15 protein-coding genes are annotated in these 15,688 nt (G+C 45.6%); 10 read left to right on the forward strand and 5 right to left on the reverse strand.

Annotated elements, in window-relative coordinates:
* Positions 1 to 197 precede the first annotated feature (197 nt).
* The 4 genes from ACOJUN_RS07325 to ACOJUN_RS07340 all read left to right on the forward strand — a co-directional run bounded on the left by ACOJUN_RS07325 (position 198) and on the right by ACOJUN_RS07340 (position 6,347).
* Positions 198 to 2,018, forward strand: a complete 1,821-nt coding sequence (locus ACOJUN_RS07325) for a hypothetical protein (RefSeq protein ID WP_422136007.1) — start codon at positions 198 to 200, stop codon at positions 2,016 to 2,018.
* Positions 2,019 to 2,319: 301 nt separating this feature from the next.
* The gene (locus ACOJUN_RS07330; protein ID WP_422136008.1) at positions 2,320 to 4,236 is read left to right on the forward strand and encodes a hypothetical protein; all 1,917 of its coding nucleotides are present in this window, start codon (positions 2,320 to 2,322) and stop codon (positions 4,234 to 4,236) included.
* 163 nt (positions 4,237 to 4,399) lie between these two features.
* On the forward strand, positions 4,400 to 5,332 hold the full coding sequence (locus ACOJUN_RS07335; RefSeq protein ID WP_422136009.1) for a hypothetical protein: 933 nt from the start codon (positions 4,400 to 4,402) through the stop codon (positions 5,330 to 5,332).
* A 313-nt stretch (positions 5,333 to 5,645) separates the two neighbouring features.
* Positions 5,646 to 6,347, forward strand: a complete 702-nt coding sequence (locus ACOJUN_RS07340) for a hypothetical protein (protein WP_422136010.1) — start codon at positions 5,646 to 5,648, stop codon at positions 6,345 to 6,347.
* Between the two features lie 43 nt (positions 6,348 to 6,390).
* On the opposite strand, the gene deoC is transcribed toward ACOJUN_RS07340, so the two are convergent.
* Positions 6,391 to 7,149, reverse strand: a complete 759-nt coding sequence (gene deoC / locus ACOJUN_RS07345; protein WP_422136011.1) for a deoxyribose-phosphate aldolase — start codon at positions 7,147 to 7,149, stop codon at positions 6,391 to 6,393.
* Between the two features lie 527 nt (positions 7,150 to 7,676).
* Between deoC and ACOJUN_RS07350 the strand changes: the two genes are divergently transcribed.
* Positions 7,677 to 8,627, forward strand: coding sequence for a LysR substrate-binding domain-containing protein (locus ACOJUN_RS07350; protein ID WP_422136012.1), 951 nt, complete (start codon positions 7,677 to 7,679; stop codon positions 8,625 to 8,627).
* A 63-nt stretch (positions 8,628 to 8,690) separates the two neighbouring features.
* On the opposite strand, the gene ACOJUN_RS07355 is transcribed toward ACOJUN_RS07350, so the two are convergent.
* From ACOJUN_RS07355 to ACOJUN_RS07365, 3 genes are all read right to left on the reverse strand, one after another.
* Entirely contained in the window at positions 8,691 to 9,152 is a 462-nt protein-coding gene (locus ACOJUN_RS07355; protein ID WP_422136013.1) for a nucleoside deaminase, read from the reverse strand.
* Between the two features lie 38 nt (positions 9,153 to 9,190).
* Positions 9,191 to 10,090, reverse strand: a complete 900-nt coding sequence (locus tag ACOJUN_RS07360) for a DMT family transporter (protein WP_422136014.1) — start codon at positions 10,088 to 10,090, stop codon at positions 9,191 to 9,193.
* Between the two features lie 108 nt (positions 10,091 to 10,198).
* A complete protein-coding gene (locus ACOJUN_RS07365; RefSeq protein ID WP_422136015.1) occupies positions 10,199 to 10,675 on the reverse strand; it encodes a YbjN domain-containing protein in 477 nt (158 codons plus the stop codon).
* 200 nt (positions 10,676 to 10,875) lie between these two features.
* Here ACOJUN_RS07365 and ACOJUN_RS07370 point away from each other — a divergent pair, with 200 nt between their 5' ends.
* The 4 genes from ACOJUN_RS07370 to can all read left to right on the forward strand — a co-directional run bounded on the left by ACOJUN_RS07370 (position 10,876) and on the right by can (position 14,203).
* Positions 10,876 to 11,379, forward strand: coding sequence for a hypothetical protein (locus tag ACOJUN_RS07370; RefSeq protein WP_422136016.1), 504 nt, complete (start codon positions 10,876 to 10,878; stop codon positions 11,377 to 11,379).
* Positions 11,380 to 11,562: 183 nt separating this feature from the next.
* Positions 11,563 to 12,375: an orotidine-5'-phosphate decarboxylase gene (gene pyrF / locus ACOJUN_RS07375; protein WP_422136017.1), complete on the forward strand. Its 813-nt coding sequence runs from the start codon at positions 11,563 to 11,565 to the stop codon at positions 12,373 to 12,375.
* Between the two features lie 320 nt (positions 12,376 to 12,695).
* Entirely contained in the window at positions 12,696 to 13,202 is a 507-nt protein-coding gene (locus ACOJUN_RS07380) for a DUF29 domain-containing protein (RefSeq protein WP_422136018.1), read from the forward strand.
* Between the two features lie 341 nt (positions 13,203 to 13,543).
* Positions 13,544 to 14,203, forward strand: coding sequence for a carbonate dehydratase (gene can / locus ACOJUN_RS07385; RefSeq protein ID WP_422136019.1), 660 nt, complete (start codon positions 13,544 to 13,546; stop codon positions 14,201 to 14,203).
* 195 nt (positions 14,204 to 14,398) lie between these two features.
* Here the strand turns inward: can and ACOJUN_RS07390 are convergent, their stop codons facing one another.
* Positions 14,399 to 14,710, reverse strand: a complete 312-nt coding sequence (locus tag ACOJUN_RS07390) for an RING finger protein (RefSeq protein WP_422136020.1) — start codon at positions 14,708 to 14,710, stop codon at positions 14,399 to 14,401.
* A 394-nt stretch (positions 14,711 to 15,104) separates the two neighbouring features.
* Between ACOJUN_RS07390 and ACOJUN_RS07395 the strand changes: the two genes are divergently transcribed.
* A complete protein-coding gene (locus tag ACOJUN_RS07395) occupies positions 15,105 to 15,635 on the forward strand; it encodes a cytochrome b (protein WP_422136021.1) in 531 nt (176 codons plus the stop codon).
* Positions 15,636 to 15,688 lie beyond the last annotated feature (53 nt).

Here is a 15,688-nt window from a genome sequence, read left to right on the forward strand (position 1 = left end):
CACGTTCCGGGGAAGGTACTTAAAATTTGGCGCAGAAGCGATCCTTAGACTACTTTTTCAAGTCATTAATAAACTGGTGAAATCAGATGTTGATGAGCAACTCAATTTCTCGATTACCTGGATCAGCAAAGCGATCGATTTTTTTCCACCCTGACAAGACTAATCACTCAATTACCGCGTTCCTGGGCCTCATCATTATGACTTGCTCCTGTTCAAAACTGCTGGCAGAAAGTACATTATTAACGACAGTAGACGACAGATTTATCGAAGACAAAACAACAAAATCCTTTGGCTTCCTGGATGACTTGATTAACCATAATGCTTACATAGGAAAAATCCCTCCATCTGTTCTAAATCCGAATTCGACCCAGCTTATCTTTGCCATGAACTATGCAAATGAGCGAGCCGAAGGAATGGATGAGCATTCAGAAGAATTAGAGGGGGCTGTAGCGTCGCAGCCGCAGCCTTTAATGCATATTCCCCTTCCGCCCATGACCCATGCTCAAATTACTGCCATTATCGAAGGTTTAAATGAAGGCCTTGAAGAAGGCACTCTGAACACTATCTTGAGCTACGTCCCGACAACCCTTCCCAATGAGAGTCTGACCATTGTAAGCATGATTCGGCAAGTGATAAAAAGCCTCAATGTAATAATGACCGACGACCAGAATGTGATGATAAAAGTTCTGACTCACATCCTGGGTACCGAATCTTCTGTCGATATCACCAAACCAGAAGATCAAAAGAGTCTCGCGATGTTGTTGGTGAGTTACTATACTGCCATCCATTCAAATGGGGCATCTCCTCAGGCGGCTTATTTCTTCTTTTACTCATTCCTGCTTCACGCCGCTGGCTTGTCTGGTATAAGAAGTCTCCATGCCAGAATAGGTGACCTTTTAGGTGCAGAAAAACCAATACTGGGCCACAAAGCTTTACAAGAAAATGCTAAAGAATCTGCCAAGTTCCTGGTTGGCCTGGAGGTGCTGGATGAAATGCACCTTCAGTTTTTGCAACATATGAAGGATCTCTCAGAAGCTGAAATATCCTGGACATCAGTCGATTCAGTGCTAATAGCCGCGTCCACTTTGCTGAACTATGACGTTAATAAGATCGAAATCCCCATTTATTGGCGTAATGTCAAATCAGCCAGACGCATGTACAGTCTGGTAAAAGAATATTACAAAAAAAGACCTGAATTAGTTGCCTCAAATAGCCAATTTGTGAGTCTCATTGATGCCATAAACCTGATTCTTGATCCTTTCCTTATACAATCCTCATATGAACATGTTGGCAAGATTTCGAGTTATTTTAGTCAATCAAACTGGGGGCAAACCATTACTGATTCCAGAGGCAAAGAACAGGAATTATTTCAAATATTCGAAAAAGTATTAGCCGACGCAAAAAACAACCCGGAAAATCAAAGTCCTGATTTATTTCAAGAATTGCTTCTGGCCATTGAAAAATACATGGCGCAACAATTACAAAAAACGTTCGTGGATCAAAATGATTACCTGGTTATATTGGCAACCCTCTGCACAGGATTTGAAGATCTACTGGAACAGTCAGACAAGATACTGGAATTTCTTGAGGCGACTATTGTCATCAATGCCAATCAGCAGACTAATGAAGCTAAGTATGACAAAGCACTAAAGGGACAAGAAGAACTCAGCAAACAAGAGTGGCAGAGAAAACACCTGAAAGAAAGGATATTATTCTTACAGGATTTCGTTGAGTTGCTCTGGTCTAAATATGAATCTGTTATCATTACTCCCAATGACTACGACAGCAGTGACTACGAAAATAATAACTATAGCAATATTGACTATGCCAGTATTGACTACGGCAGTAGTGACTCTGAAAGCAGTGATACTGAAAACAGTCACGCTGAAAATAGTGATACCGACATTGAGGCTTCTGAAAGAAATGATGCTGAAAGTAGTGATGCTAACTTAGGTGATGATGAAAGTAGTGATGCTGACAGAAGCGGTCTTGAGAGACTTGACGGATTTTATTTTTAATTTTCTTCCTGTTCTTTAAAACCGATTGCTACCAGAAGCCTTCCCAGCAAATTGCCGGCTCCCAGGTGCAGGTGGTATAGATCCGTTCCTGCCTCATAAGCTCAGTGGCAATCGTCAGGTGTCCTGCGGCGTCCCGGCCCGTGAGTTTAAATCCTACGCTCTCTTTGCCACCGTCACAAATCGCTTCCAGTATGATGCAGACAGATTAAGGTTTGACATTCACAGGCACTCAAATTGAGTACTGCTGCAATCCATAGACTACTTTATCAGGGCATTCATTACCCAAAGAAGGCAGAGGTTGATGAGTAACTCCACTTCTCGATTACCCAAAACAACAAAACAATCGATATTCTTCCATCGTGGCAGGGCCTATCGGTCGGTTGTTGCTTGCCTTGGCCTTATCTTTATGGTCTACCCCTATTCAAAACTGCTGGCAGTACATACTTTATTGACACCAGTGGATGAGAGATTTGTTAGAGAAAAAACGACAAAAGCGTCAAATTACCTGAACGATTTGATTAACCATAACGCTTATTTAGGAAGCACCACTCCTTTTTTTCTCAATCCGGATACCACCCAACTCATCTTTGCAATGAACCATGAAAATGAGCAAGTCGAAATAACGGATGAGCATTCAGAAGAATCGGAGGGGGCTGGAGCACTGCAGCCGCAGCCTATAATGGAAATTCCGCTGCCACCAATGACCCATGCACAAATTACCGACATAATCCAAACGTTGAATACAAGCACTGAAGAACGCAGGCAAATCATGAACGCTATGTTGAGCTACCTACCGATAACACCTCCCAATGAGAGCCTGACCGTTGCAGACATGATTGAGCACGTGACAAAAGCTCTCGGTGTTGTGACGGACCATAAGCAGGATGACATAATAGAAGTTCTATATTCTATCCAGGGCACTCAATCACCTGTCGATATTACCAAGCCAGTAGACAAATTCAGGCTCGCGATATTGTTGGTGACTTATTATACCGCCATCAATTCAAATGCAGTTTCCCCTAAAGTGGCTAACATTTTTTTTAACTCATTCCTGCTTCACGCTGCCGCCCTGTCTGGTATCGAGAAACTCGATGCCATAAAAGGTGATCTTTTAGGTATAAAAGAACCCATAAAAGATTACGAAGTTTTAAAAGCAAATGTTAAAGAGTCAGCTTCGATCTTCATTGGCAAGGGAGTGCTGGAAGGAATGCGCTTTGATTTTTTGCAACAATTGAAAGATAACTCAAAAATTGTAGAATTCGAGACACCAGCCAGTTACCGGCTATTAGTTGCTTCTACTCTGCTCAACTATGGCATGATTGATAACGGAATGCCGGTTTATCAGCGTAATATGATATCAGCTATCCGGATGTTAAGACTGATCGTAGAATATGGTGAAAAAAAACCCGAATTAGTTGCCTCTAATAGTCAGTTCATCAATTTTATTAATGCCATAAGCCTGATGCTTGATCCTTACGTTATACAATCTGCAAGTGAATGTATTAACAACATGACGGATTATTTCTACCAGTCAAACTGGGATCAAACCATTACCGACAATGAAGGCAAAGAACAACAATTATTTGAAATATTCAAAAAGATCCTAAGCGACGCTAAAGACAACCCGGGAAATGAAAATCCTGAATTATTTCAAGAATTGCTTCTGGCCATAGAAAAATACATAGAACAAAAATTACAAAAAACGTTTACTGATCAAAATGATTACCAGGTCATAATGGTAACGCTCTGCACAGGATTTGACCACCTTCTGGTACAATCAAACAGAATGCTGACATGCCTTGAGTGCAATATTTTCATCAATGCTAATCGGCATAATGATGAATGCAACCATGGCAAGGCAGCAACAGAACAAAAAGAGAGGCAAAAGAAACACCTGGAAGAGCGGATATCATACTTGCGAGATTTCGTCGATATGCTCAGGTCTAAGTATGATTTTGCTATGAAGACCCCTCTTAACTCTTACAGCAATGACTCTGACAGCAATGATTCTGGCAGTGATGACTCTGACAGTAATGATTCTCACATCAGTGAATCTGACAGAAGTGAATCTGACAGAAGTGACTCTGGCAGAACTGACTCTGGCATAAGTGTCCCGGGTAGTAGCGACTCTGAAAGTTGTGATGCGGTCATGGATGACCCTGAAAGTAGTGATGCTGAGAGAGGTGCTCTTGAAAGTCTTGACGAAGTTTATTTTTAATCTTCTTCTCTGTTCTTTCAGACCAAGTGCTAATGGCCTTATGGACTGCAGCTTCCAGCATTATGCAGGTAGATTGAGGTGTAGCATTAAAAAGTGCTCAAGTTAGCCAATGCTGCATTCCGTGGACTACTTTATCAGGGAATTTATAAGTTAGAGAAAGCAGATGTTAACAAGTAACTTCATTTCTGAATTTCCTGAAACAGCAAAAAAACCGATACTTTTCCATCGTGACAGGGCCAAACGGTCGGTTGCTGCTTGTCTTAGCTTTATCATTATGGTTAGCCCTTATTCAAAACTGATGGCAGCACATACTTTATTCACACCCGTGGATGAGAGATTTATTGAAGAAAAAACGACAAAAACCTCTAATTACCTGAACGATTTGATTAACCATAATGCTTATTTAGGAAAAACCTCTCCTTTTTTTCTCAACTCGAATACAACCGAACTCATCTTCGCAATGAACCATGAAAATGAGCAAGTCGAAAAAATGGCTGAGCATTCAGAAGAATCCGAGGGAGCTGGGGCACAGCAACCGCAGCCTTTGATGGAAATTCCGCTGCCACCAATGAACCATGCACAAATTACCGCCATTATCCATGAATTGAATACAGGCATTGATGAAGACATCTTAAACACTATGTTGAGCTACGTCCCATTAGCCCCCCCCAATGAAAGCCTCACAATCTTAAGCATGCTTCAGCAATTGATAAAAACTCACCACATTGTGGTTGACTTCGTACAGCTTGAAATGTTGGCAATTCTAACCAAAATCCATAATACCGAATCATTCGTCGATATGACCAAACCAAAAGATCAACAGTGCTTAGCGGTGCTGATATTGAGTTACTATACAGCCATTAACTCCCCCCCTCCTGGGGGCCATTTCTTTTTTGGCTCATTCCTGCTTCATGCCATCGGCTTATCTGGTATAGAGGTCATAAAAGATGACATTTTAGGCGAAAAAGAACCCATAGAAAATCACGGTTGTTTAAAAGCAAATGTTAAAGAAGCTAATTCGGTCTTCTCTGGTCTGAAATTATTGGGAGAAATGCGTCTTAATTTTGCGGCAATTGAATCAACTCTCAAAAGCTGATCAATCCGAGGAACCAGTCAATTTATTGCTAATAGCCGCTACTACCCTACTCAACGATGGCATTAATCGTAACAAAATACCGTTTTATCGACGTAATATAAAATCAGCTAAACGAATATTAAACCTGACAAATGAATATGGTGAAAAAAAAACCGGATTAGTTGTCTCGAATGATCAGTCCATCAGTTTTATTCACTCCATAAGCCTGATTCTAGACTCTTTCGTTAAAAAATTCTCAGTTCTTGAGTATCTCGTTAGACAATTCTCAAATGCAAATATTGATAGCATATCGATTTACTTTGGCAAACTAGACTTGGGTCGAACCATTACTGACTCTGAAGACAAAGAAGATAAAGAAGATAAAGAAGATAAATTATTTGAAATTTTCCAAAAAATATTAATCGGTGCAAAAGATAACCCAAAAAATGAAAACCCTGAATTATTTCAAGAATTGCTTCTAGCCTTAGAAAATTACATAGAACACCAATTACAAAAAAAATTAGTTAATCAAAATGATTATCGCGGCATTTTGATAAACCTCTACACAGAATTTAATAACCTGCTGAAACAATCACACAAGATGCTGGAATTTCTTTCAGCGAGCATTATCATCCATGCAAATCAGCAGGCTGATGTAGTCAAACATGACAAGGCAGCGAATGAACAAGAAGTAAAAGAGCTCAGCAATGACAAAAGGCAGAGAAAACTTCTGGAAGAACGCATATTATACTTGCAAGATTTCATCGATTTGCTCAGCTCTAAATATAATTTTGCTATGGAGACACCTATTAACTATGACAGTAGTGACTCCGATAGCAGTGACTCCGATAGCAGTGACTCCGATAGCAGTGACTCTGACAGCAGTGACTCTGACAGCAGTGACTCTGACAGCAGTGACTCTGACAGCAGTGACTCTGGCAGAAGCGGCTCTCGCAGAAGCGGCTCTGGCAGAAGCGGCTCTGGCAGAAGTGACTCTGAAAGCAGTGACTCTGACAGTAATGGATTCTGGCAGTAGCGATGCTGATATAGGGTAGTCTTGGCGAAACTTATTTTTAGACTTATTCCCGTTCTTTCAGACCGAGGGTCACCAGCAGACTTCCAAGCAAACTGCTGGCTCCGAAGCGGTAGTGGTTTCGGTCGATCCATTCCTTCCCCATAATGTCAACGGCAATAGCCAGGTGCTCTGCAGCGTCCTGTGCAGTTCGGATGCCGCCCGCAGGTTTAAACCCTACGTTCTGTTTGCCACTGTCACGAATGGCTTCCAGCATGATACGGGCAGATTCAGGTGTAGCATTGACAGGCACTTTGCCAGTAGAGGTTTTGATGAAATCAGCACCGGCTTCAATGCAGATCTCACTGCCTCGACGAATCAGGGCTGGGTCCTTCAGTTTGCCGCTCTCAATAATCACCTTGAGTATCACTTTGTCTGCACAGACTTCTTTGCAGCGGCGAACCAGCTCAGCTCCAATGGCTTCATCACCGTTCATAAAGGCGCTATAAGGGAAAACAACATCCACTTCATCCGCACCATAAGCGACAGCTGCCCTAGTTTCAGTGACTGCCAGTTCAATATCATCACTGCCTTTTGGAAAGTTGCTGACAGTGGCAACCGTTACATCGTTCAGACCCAGCTCTTTCAGCGTCTTTTTGGCGATGGGAACAAATCTTGGGTAAACACAGACTGCCGCAGTATTGCCTGCAGGTGTTTTAGCTGTGTGGCAAAGATCAATAATCACTTCCGGCGTATCGTTATCGTTCAGGGAAGTAAGATCCATCAATTGCAGAGCCTGACGACTGATAGCAGTGAGATCGGTCAAGGTTCGGTCCTCTGGCTAAAGAGTTTTGGAGGTGACAAAAAAGAATAGAAAAGTGCCTGAATGGAGCCTGTCGTCAGTCGTAGTTTATCTTCAATTCCCTTAAGAACACCACCGAACCATGTGGGAAAAGCTGTCAAAAACAAAAAACCCCCTACACCAAAGACGCAGAGGTTTTTTTGCTGATCATCCACCTGAGTTTGCAGCGTGGACTGCACACTCGACACTTCGTGCAAGAGTTTCTGTACTGCGGGAACAGGCAACAGTGCAGTACACGACTCCTCATAACCTGAGGTTGCTCGAAGTGAAAATTATTTTAGAGAATTCCTGCCAACAGATACAGCAAGTATTTTTGGACGAGCATTCGGCTTTTTTGAATGCTGATGTAGGTGAGTCCTGTCCTGAGAGTCATCTTATATCACTGGAGGCGAGAACATTACGATAAAAAACTCTTATTTAGACTCCCTTTCTGACAACCTTAGAGATACTCTATTAACATCTGAACGTCAGTAGATAGTAGTATTCTCCTCATGATCCCAACGGAATCCCTCGAAATTGTCAGGGCCGTGGCCCACTTCAGAAACTTTACTGCAGCGGCCAAGCACCTGCATAAAGTGCCTTCAGCCATCAGCTACACCGTCCGGAAGCTGGAAGAACGGCTGGATGTGCAACTTTTTCTCAGGGATAGCAAGCGGGTCGAGCTGACTCCGGCAGGTGAGCACTTTATCCAGCAGACAGGCAAACTGCTGACTCAGCTGGAGGAGTTGGAAAAAACAACCCGCCAGATGGCTTCAGGCTGGGAACATGAAATCAGGATTGCCCTGGATAACGTTGTTAACCAGGGCATGGTTTACGATCTGATTCGCGATCTTCAGGCAGTTCGTCCCGAGACCAACCTGGTGATCAATACTGAAGTTCATAACGGCTCATGGGATGCTCTCTTCCACAACCGTTGCCAGCTGGTCATTGGTGCTCCTAAAACCATTCCAGACAATATTGCTACTAACGACCGCTTTGAATGGAAGTCTATGGGATCGCTGGCATGGGATCTGGTGATGTCTCCAGAGCACCCATTGGCCAATGTTTCCGATCCGATTAGTCAGGACATGCTGAAAACTTACAGTTCGATCTGCATTCAGGATACTTCCAGAGTCTTTCGACAGGGCTACAACCTGCTGCTTGAAGATCAGCAAATCCTCCTGGTTCCCAGTTTCCGTATGGCTATTGAGTGCCTGCTGAAAGGGTTGGGCATCACCATCATGCCCAGCCACTTTGTTCAGCCCTACATTGAACAAGAATTACTGGTTCGCAAGGATGTTCTGGATATTCCCATGAACGACAGCTGCTATCTTGCCTGGAATAAGGAAGCCATGGGCAATGGTATCCGCTGGGTTCTGGACTGGCTGGGTGAAGAAAATTGGCTGAACAAAGTCTGGCTTCAGTATGACATTATGAAGCCTATGGGCTATCACGTTCCCTGAGTCAGAAATGTCAGTCAACTCTGTACTTGAATGCCAGCACAAAATTCAATAATAAGCAGGTTTTCAAGAAGGATGGGGCCAGCATTTCATATGTGGTTCGCAGGCAAGCTCTTCTTCTATAGGACCAATGACTTCTATGTTGCCATAGCAACGATCAAAAATGTTTCTGCAACCCATTTGGGTGGAGTGACCGGCAATCTGGTCCAGCGCTTCCATGCTGCATCCATATACCACTTTTGGGATTCCGGCCCAATATATTGCTCCGGCACACATTGGGCAAGGCTCTGTGCTGCTGTAGAGTGTGCATTCACATAACTGTTCTCTCGGTATCTGTCTGCAGGCATGACTTACCAGGTTCAATTCTGCGTGCCGGGTCTGATCACTTTCTGCTTCGGTAGTACATTCAGACTCCAGAACGATTTTGCCGTTATGCACCAGCACCGCACCAAAAGGCGCTTCCCCTTTGTCCAGGGCCTGAGTGGATAACTCTATAGCTCTATAGATGAAAGGCTTGTGCTCACTCATGGGAAACCCCATAGATGTTGGAGAAAAGTATTCTTATGTTAGCAGGAAGTCTCGGTTCTGCGCCGGTCAAAGCGGTTGCCCATGGCCAGAAGATTCCCCAGCAAAATAATCCCTACGCCCAACACAGAAACCGGTTTCCATTGGTATCCCTCCAGAACGGTTGAGATCAAGAGGGCTATGATGGGATAGATAATATCGACATAAGCGGTTCGGTCAGAACCTATGCGCTGAATCAGGGCGATATAAGAGGTCATGGCCACAACCGAACCAAAAACCACCAGATAAACCAGGGAAACCAGATAACCCGGACTGAAGTCAAACGTGGGTGGTACGCCGCGGAGCAAGGCCAACCCACCCATTTCCAACCCACCATAAAACATGGCAAACACTGTCATAGGTGCGACTGACAAGCCGTCTTTCTCATTGACCTCACAGGAGACACTGCCCAAGGAAAACATCACTACTGCACCCAATGCCAATGCCAGGCCCTTAAGCTCCTCAGAGTTTGCGTCAATCTTTATGATATGGGGAAAAAACACCATGAACACACCGACACTACCCAATGCCCCGCCTACAAGAACAGAACGTTTAACGGTGTGCCCCAACCAGAACCGGGCAATGACCACATTTGAATAAAGAATCCCCGTACAAATCAATGCTGAAAGCCCGCTGCTGATGAACTTTTCACTTTCGTAGACCAGCCAGTAGGAAATACCGCAAAGGAAGGTTCCCTGGAAAAAGAACCTGAGATGCTGTTGGCGGGTAAAGCCTGAAAAGCCGCCCCTGAACCGGCAAATCAGCCATAACAACAGAGCGCCCAAGAGAAACCGGTAAGCCACTGACCACATGGAGTCTACGGTCCCTAGCTGCCAGCTAACGGCATACCAGGTCGAGCCCCACACCAGAGAGCAGATACAGAAAAGAGTGGCATTGGACACGTTCTGAAATTCCCGCATCAGAATGTTGACTGTATGACATTAGGCCAATTGGAACATTTCGCCAGAGCAGTGACCGTTTTATTTTCTGATATGAGGCAGCTAAAACGTTTAGTGGAACGAAAACTTTCCTTCTACCGGGGGAAGACAATGTTCCTGTTCAGACAGAATATAGTGCATGCTCTGGCACTCCCGATACAACCAGCTCTTAGCCTCCAGGGTCATTGCCAGAAATTCGGAAAACTGACTGTAACAGACACCTTTGGAGGTCATCAGGACATCGGAAGCCACCAGCAAAAGATGGCCTGACTCCAGCATCTCCAGAAACAGTTTGAGCGTCGGTAAGCCGAGATTGAGACGCGTCATATCGGCCTGTACTAAAAATGCAGAGCCGGCTTTCAAATCCAGCTCAGTTGAAAAAAGAATACCAAATGGCTCGATAAACAAACGGCTATCAAGTACGCCATCCAGAGACTGAAGGGATGATATGTGCAATCCGTCGCACCGATCGCACGCCCAGAATTCATGACCGGCCTGATCAAGCCAGATCTCTACCTGTTGCCGGTCTGGTATTACTAACTTCTGCATCAACACTATCTCTGTTTTACCAACCATTTTATGAACTCTCGTCAAGCTATGAAATGGTCAGTTTGACCAGACTCTTAGGCATTCCAACTTCACTGGATGAAAATGTGCAAGCATAACTAACCGCTCTGTCAGTCATTTTGGCAGCAAATCCCTGCATACTGAGCCTACAACATGAAATAACACCACAAGGAGTAAAGATTATGCAGGGATCAGGAAGAATCAGTGCCGGTATCCAAACAGCCTTATACGCTTCTGCAAGCCCGATCACAGGCATTGCTGAGGCAGTTCAATTGCTGACCACCATGGTAACCACACCCGGTGCTGTCGCAGGCTATCTGATGGGAAAACTGGTCAGCAAAGCGGTTGAAGCAGGTTGTCACAGACTCAATAAAAACCGGACCATGAAGAGCACGATTGATACCCGGAAGTACGTTCGCCGAACCGTCAGGGGGTTTCAAACTGTCGGTGCCATTTCTGGCTCTCCCCTGGTGATCATGCTGGCACTCTCTCACCCTCTATTGATGGCCTTGTATACCGTTCCTTTACTGACAACAGCCATCAAACAAACCGTTAAGCACCTGATGGCCTGCACAACGGTTTACCGGGCGTTCAGAAGATACGGGACTTCGGGAACTCTGAAGAGTGCTGCAGAACAGATGATAAACTCTGGTCTGATGGCACAGCTATTTCAAAAGGCCAGATAAAAGAAGGCACGGAGGAACATTTCAGCTCCTCCGGCAAATTTCTTTTCTTCAATTCGCGTCAAACAGCCTCATTGGGCGGGGGTGGATGTCAATTGCCGCAACATCAATTGGCGCAACAAAACCCGAGCGTTATCTGTTAGACTGCCCGCCCAGACATCGATCACTGCTACATAAGGCTTTGCTATGCGTTTTCTGGATCAGGTTCAGGCGGCTATGCGTAAGAACAACTCTCTACTCTGCGTAGGCCTGGACCCTCTACCCGAGAAGTTTCCCGCCCACATTCAGGCGCTTGAGCAACCTATTCTGGAATTTAACCGCTTTATTATTGATGCCACTGCCGACTTAGTGTGTGCTTACAAACCCCAGGCTGCCCATTATCATGCCCGTGGTGCAGAAGACGAACTGGCCCAGACCATCGAATACATCAAGGATAATTACCCGGATACCCCGGTCATTCTGGACTCAAAACGGGGCGATATTGGCAGCACGGCTGATCAGTATGCGGCAGAAGCCTTTGATCGCTACGGCGCAGATGCGATCACCGTCAACCCCTACATGGGCATCGACACCATTGCACCTTTCAGCCGATATGAAGACAAGGGCACCATCATCCTTTGTCGAACCTCTAACCCCGGAGCTGCGGCGATCCAGAACCTGAAGGTCGGTGACGACTTCCTTTACGAAGTGATTGCCCGTATGGCCAAAGAAGAGTGGAACAGCCATAACAACCTGCTGCTGGTTGTCGGTGCTACCAACCCTGAAGAACTCAAGCGTATCCGCGCCATTACCGGTGATATGACATTCCTGGTTCCGGGTCTGGGCGCCCAGGGTGGAGACGTAGAAGCCACCGTTAAAAATGGTCTCAACAGTCAGGGTGAGGGCATCATTGTAAACTCTTCCCGTGGCATCATTTACGCTGGCAGTGATGAAAACTTTGCCGAAGCAGCCAGAGCTGCTGCCATTGAACTCAGAGATCAGGTGAATCAGTACCGTTAAACAATGACTACCCGAAGATACCCTGAACGGATATCTTTCTTTAGTTTTCAAGAGCAAGCCCACCCAGGGCTGTGAAGACGGCCCACTGATCTTGCCGGTCGATGCAGGCAGTTCCCGGTATTGGTCTGACTGCCCGCCAATTCCGACTGAACCAGATCACGACGCAGGACAACGGCATCACCGGCGGCTCCGGTGCGTCCCGGCAATAGGTTCAGCGTTTCTCGCACCTGAGGTTAGCGCTGAAGTGCTGTGAAGGGAATGACATAACAATCCTTGTATAAGCTATCCTATACTGGCTGTGATTAACGGGGAATCATGTCATGGATAATGATCAGAAAACACTTTACCAGTCCGACTTCTATCACTGGAAAAAACAGCAAAAACAACATTTGCAAAACCGTGAGTTCGACCGGCTTGATCTTGATAACCTTATAGAAGAAGTAGACGAAATGGGCAGAAGCGAGCGCAATACACTGGAATCCCATCTGGTCATTCTGGTGCTGCATCTGCTCAAATATCAATACCAAACCTTTGTGATTAACCCCAACCTATACGAACCCAAAGAGTTCAGAAGCTGGTACGAGAGTATTTCGCAGTCACGTATGACAATCAGCCGGTTAATCCGTAAAAACCCGTCCCTGAAGCACGAACAGGATGATGCCTTAATAGACAGCTACCCTGATGCCAAACAGGCTGCCATTCGTGAAATGAATAAGTACCTGCGGGAAAATCATCAATTAGATAACACCAGCTTCCCCGACAGTTGCCCGTGGACATTCGATGACATCATGGTTGATGACTTTCTTCCCGACCATCCACAGCGCTAGGAGGCCGACCGAGAATAGCGCCCGTAGCGAGGACGGCAGAAAATTGAGGATGAAAATTCGGTTTTGTGAGGAGAATAGCGAGCTATTTGACGAACAAAAGCGGATTTTTAGACCAATTTGCTGCCGCCGCAGTAGGGCAGTCTATTCTCGGTCGGCCTCCTAGGAGCCCGACCGTTGCCTATTCAGCCGCTTGCCTTCACAGTAGCCTTAAAACAGCAGAGCTGTTGCGAGGAATTGCAACGGAGATGCAGTTGTTCGGTACGCCATTAAAACCCTACTGTTATTGGCTTCTATTTCTTCAGCTGTATACTTGTGCGTTATTTCTGATGAGGAAGCTTCCCATGCGCAGACTCAAGAAGCTGTTCGACCAAAACCGTGAATGGTCAGATGCTGTTCGGGAAAAGGAACCTGACTTTTTTGAACAACTTTCTCAGCAACAGGCTCCCAAATACCTGTGGATAGGCTGCTCTGACAGCCGGGTGCCTGCCAATCAGATAACCGGTATGGTGCCTGGTGAGCTGTTTGTTCATCGAAATGTGGCCAATCAGGTCATTCACACCGATCTCAACTGTCTCTCTGTTATCCAGTTCGCCGTTGAGTACCTGAAGGTTGAGCACATTATAGTGACCGGCCATTACGGCTGCGGCGGCGTTCAGGCAGCGGTAAAGAACGGCAAACTCGGCCTGATTGATAACTGGCTGCGTCATATTCAGGATGTACAGCACAAACACCAGACTTTCCTGGACACTCTGGGCAGCCAGGAAGAAGTCTTTGAGCGCATGTATGAGCTGAATGTTGTAGAACAGGCTCTGAATGTTTGCCAGACCCCCATCGTCAGGGATGCCTGGCTGCGAGGACAGGACCTGACGGTTCATAGCTGGATCTATGGGCTGAAAGACGGCCTTCTGAGGGACCTGGGACTTTGTGTCTCTGATCCTGAAAGCCTGCATGGACTTTACAGCGATGCCATCAGGCAGATCACCAGTGCAGCTGATGGATGATATAGGTACCCTTTCATTTTCTAGATCTATCCTTCCTCTGTGAAAACCAAATCGGAAGGATAGAATTATCAGACAGACACTCTTTACTGCACCGCTGTTGCTGCTGTCGTTTTTTTTCATCTCTCGGGCCAGAGCACTTGTTCTGGCAGCAGGTGATGATGTTGAGGCGCCCTCAAACAAAACGGAATCAGCGATTTACAAGAGCCGCGCTATCGGTCGCCCATCTGGATGGAACAACACACTACCACGACTTCTCGATAAATTTTCCACTATCACATCAGTAAAGGGTTGTACTTCCCTTTCCCTGACAATGGTTCTGCAATAAGGACAGGTTGTATTTTGCGATAGCCAAGTCTCCAGGCAGTCTTCGTGAAACATATGGCTGCATGGTTCAAGAACTGTGACTGCCCTTCCGGCAAAAGGTGTGAGACAAACAGGGCAATTATCGCTCTCCTGTTGATAAGGTGCCTGATTATTTGGGCTGCCGGGTGGTGTGATTCCGTTCATATCTCTTACTCCTATCTACTGTTTTTCAAATGAATTGTGACCTTGGATCATTGTCTATCCATTTAGTTCCCTGTGTTTGTTTATTTTTTTTACGCCCGGCATGGGCATGAGCTAATGGGGTGTAAATCCCCTGTGGAAGAAGCTACATCTGACTGTCGGTAAAGATGCCCGTTGATGACAACCACCAGCTTAAGGTGAGTGGAGTCACGCGAGGATCTTTGCGCAGACAATCTGTGCGAAAAAACATAATTTGCCGGAACCAGGTGACAGGATCACCGTTTAAAGTAAGAATAAATGCATCCTTGTGGGTGAAGTTTATTCTTCACTCATAGCAGCCTTGAATAAGATAACGAACTCTAAGCCGCACGCGCTTGCCACTCCAGAGGATAAATCTATGACACCTGCAAAATATCCGTTACTGATGAGACTGCTTCACTGGCTGATGGCCATTACCATCCTGAGTATCATTGCCAGTGGCTGGTACATGGCAGGTCTATCCAAGGACGTCAGCTATAAATACGACATCTACCCTTGGCACAAGTCTTTCGGCATCCTAGTACTGCTGCTGGTTGCGATTCGTATTCTGATACGATTGTTCAGCAAAGTACCCGAGCTACCCAAAGGATTGCCCAACCGTGAGAAGGTATTGGCCAAAATCACCCATTATTCGCTCTATGCCCTGATGATTCTTGTACCTCTGAGCGGTCTTACCATGTCGGATGCAGGAGGGCGTGATGTTTTCTTCTTTGGCATCCAACTGCCCGAATTTATGGAAGACAACAAAGAGCTGGCAGGAACCCTTCATACAATCCATTCCTATATTCCCTATGCATTTCTGGCCATCATAGCCCTTCACGTGGTGGGAGCATTCAAACACCGGTTCATGGATAAGCCTGAACACGATGTGCTGGGCAGAATGTTGTAAATTTGCCAATAAGGGCTCGTTCGGGAGCCCTTTTCCAGACTCTATGCCAATGA

It is taken from the genome of Endozoicomonas sp. ALD040, assembly GCF_049275945.1.
In the GTDB taxonomy this organism is placed as follows: domain Bacteria; phylum Pseudomonadota; class Gammaproteobacteria; order Pseudomonadales; family Endozoicomonadaceae; genus Endozoicomonas_A.

Bases quoted from the DNA above. Each gene is read 5' to 3' on its own strand.
- ACOJUN_RS07325 (WP_422136007.1), top strand. From the start codon at position 198: ATGACTTGCTCCTGTTCAAAACTGCTGGCAGAAAGTACATTATTAACG.
- ACOJUN_RS07330 (WP_422136008.1), top strand. From the start codon at position 2,320: ATGAGTAACTCCACTTCTCGATTACCCAAAACAACAAAACAATCGATA.
- ACOJUN_RS07335 (WP_422136009.1), top strand. From the start codon at position 4,400: ATGTTAACAAGTAACTTCATTTCTGAATTTCCTGAAACAGCAAAAAAA.
- ACOJUN_RS07350 (WP_422136012.1), top strand. From the start codon at position 7,677: ATGATCCCAACGGAATCCCTCGAAATTGTCAGGGCCGTGGCCCACTTC.
- ACOJUN_RS07355 (WP_422136013.1), bottom strand. From the start codon at position 9,152: ATGAGTGAGCACAAGCCTTTCATCTATAGAGCTATAGAGTTATCCACT.
- ACOJUN_RS07365 (WP_422136015.1), bottom strand. From the start codon at position 10,675: ATGCAGAAGTTAGTAATACCAGACCGGCAACAGGTAGAGATCTGGCTT.
- ACOJUN_RS07370 (WP_422136016.1), top strand. From the start codon at position 10,876: ATGCAGGGATCAGGAAGAATCAGTGCCGGTATCCAAACAGCCTTATAC.
- pyrF (WP_422136017.1), top strand. From the start codon at position 11,563: ATGCGTTTTCTGGATCAGGTTCAGGCGGCTATGCGTAAGAACAACTCT.
- ACOJUN_RS07380 (WP_422136018.1), top strand. From the start codon at position 12,696: ATGGATAATGATCAGAAAACACTTTACCAGTCCGACTTCTATCACTGG.
- can (WP_422136019.1), top strand. From the start codon at position 13,544: ATGCGCAGACTCAAGAAGCTGTTCGACCAAAACCGTGAATGGTCAGAT.
- ACOJUN_RS07390 (WP_422136020.1), bottom strand. From the start codon at position 14,710: ATGAACGGAATCACACCACCCGGCAGCCCAAATAATCAGGCACCTTAT.
- ACOJUN_RS07395 (WP_422136021.1), top strand. From the start codon at position 15,105: ATGACACCTGCAAAATATCCGTTACTGATGAGACTGCTTCACTGGCTG.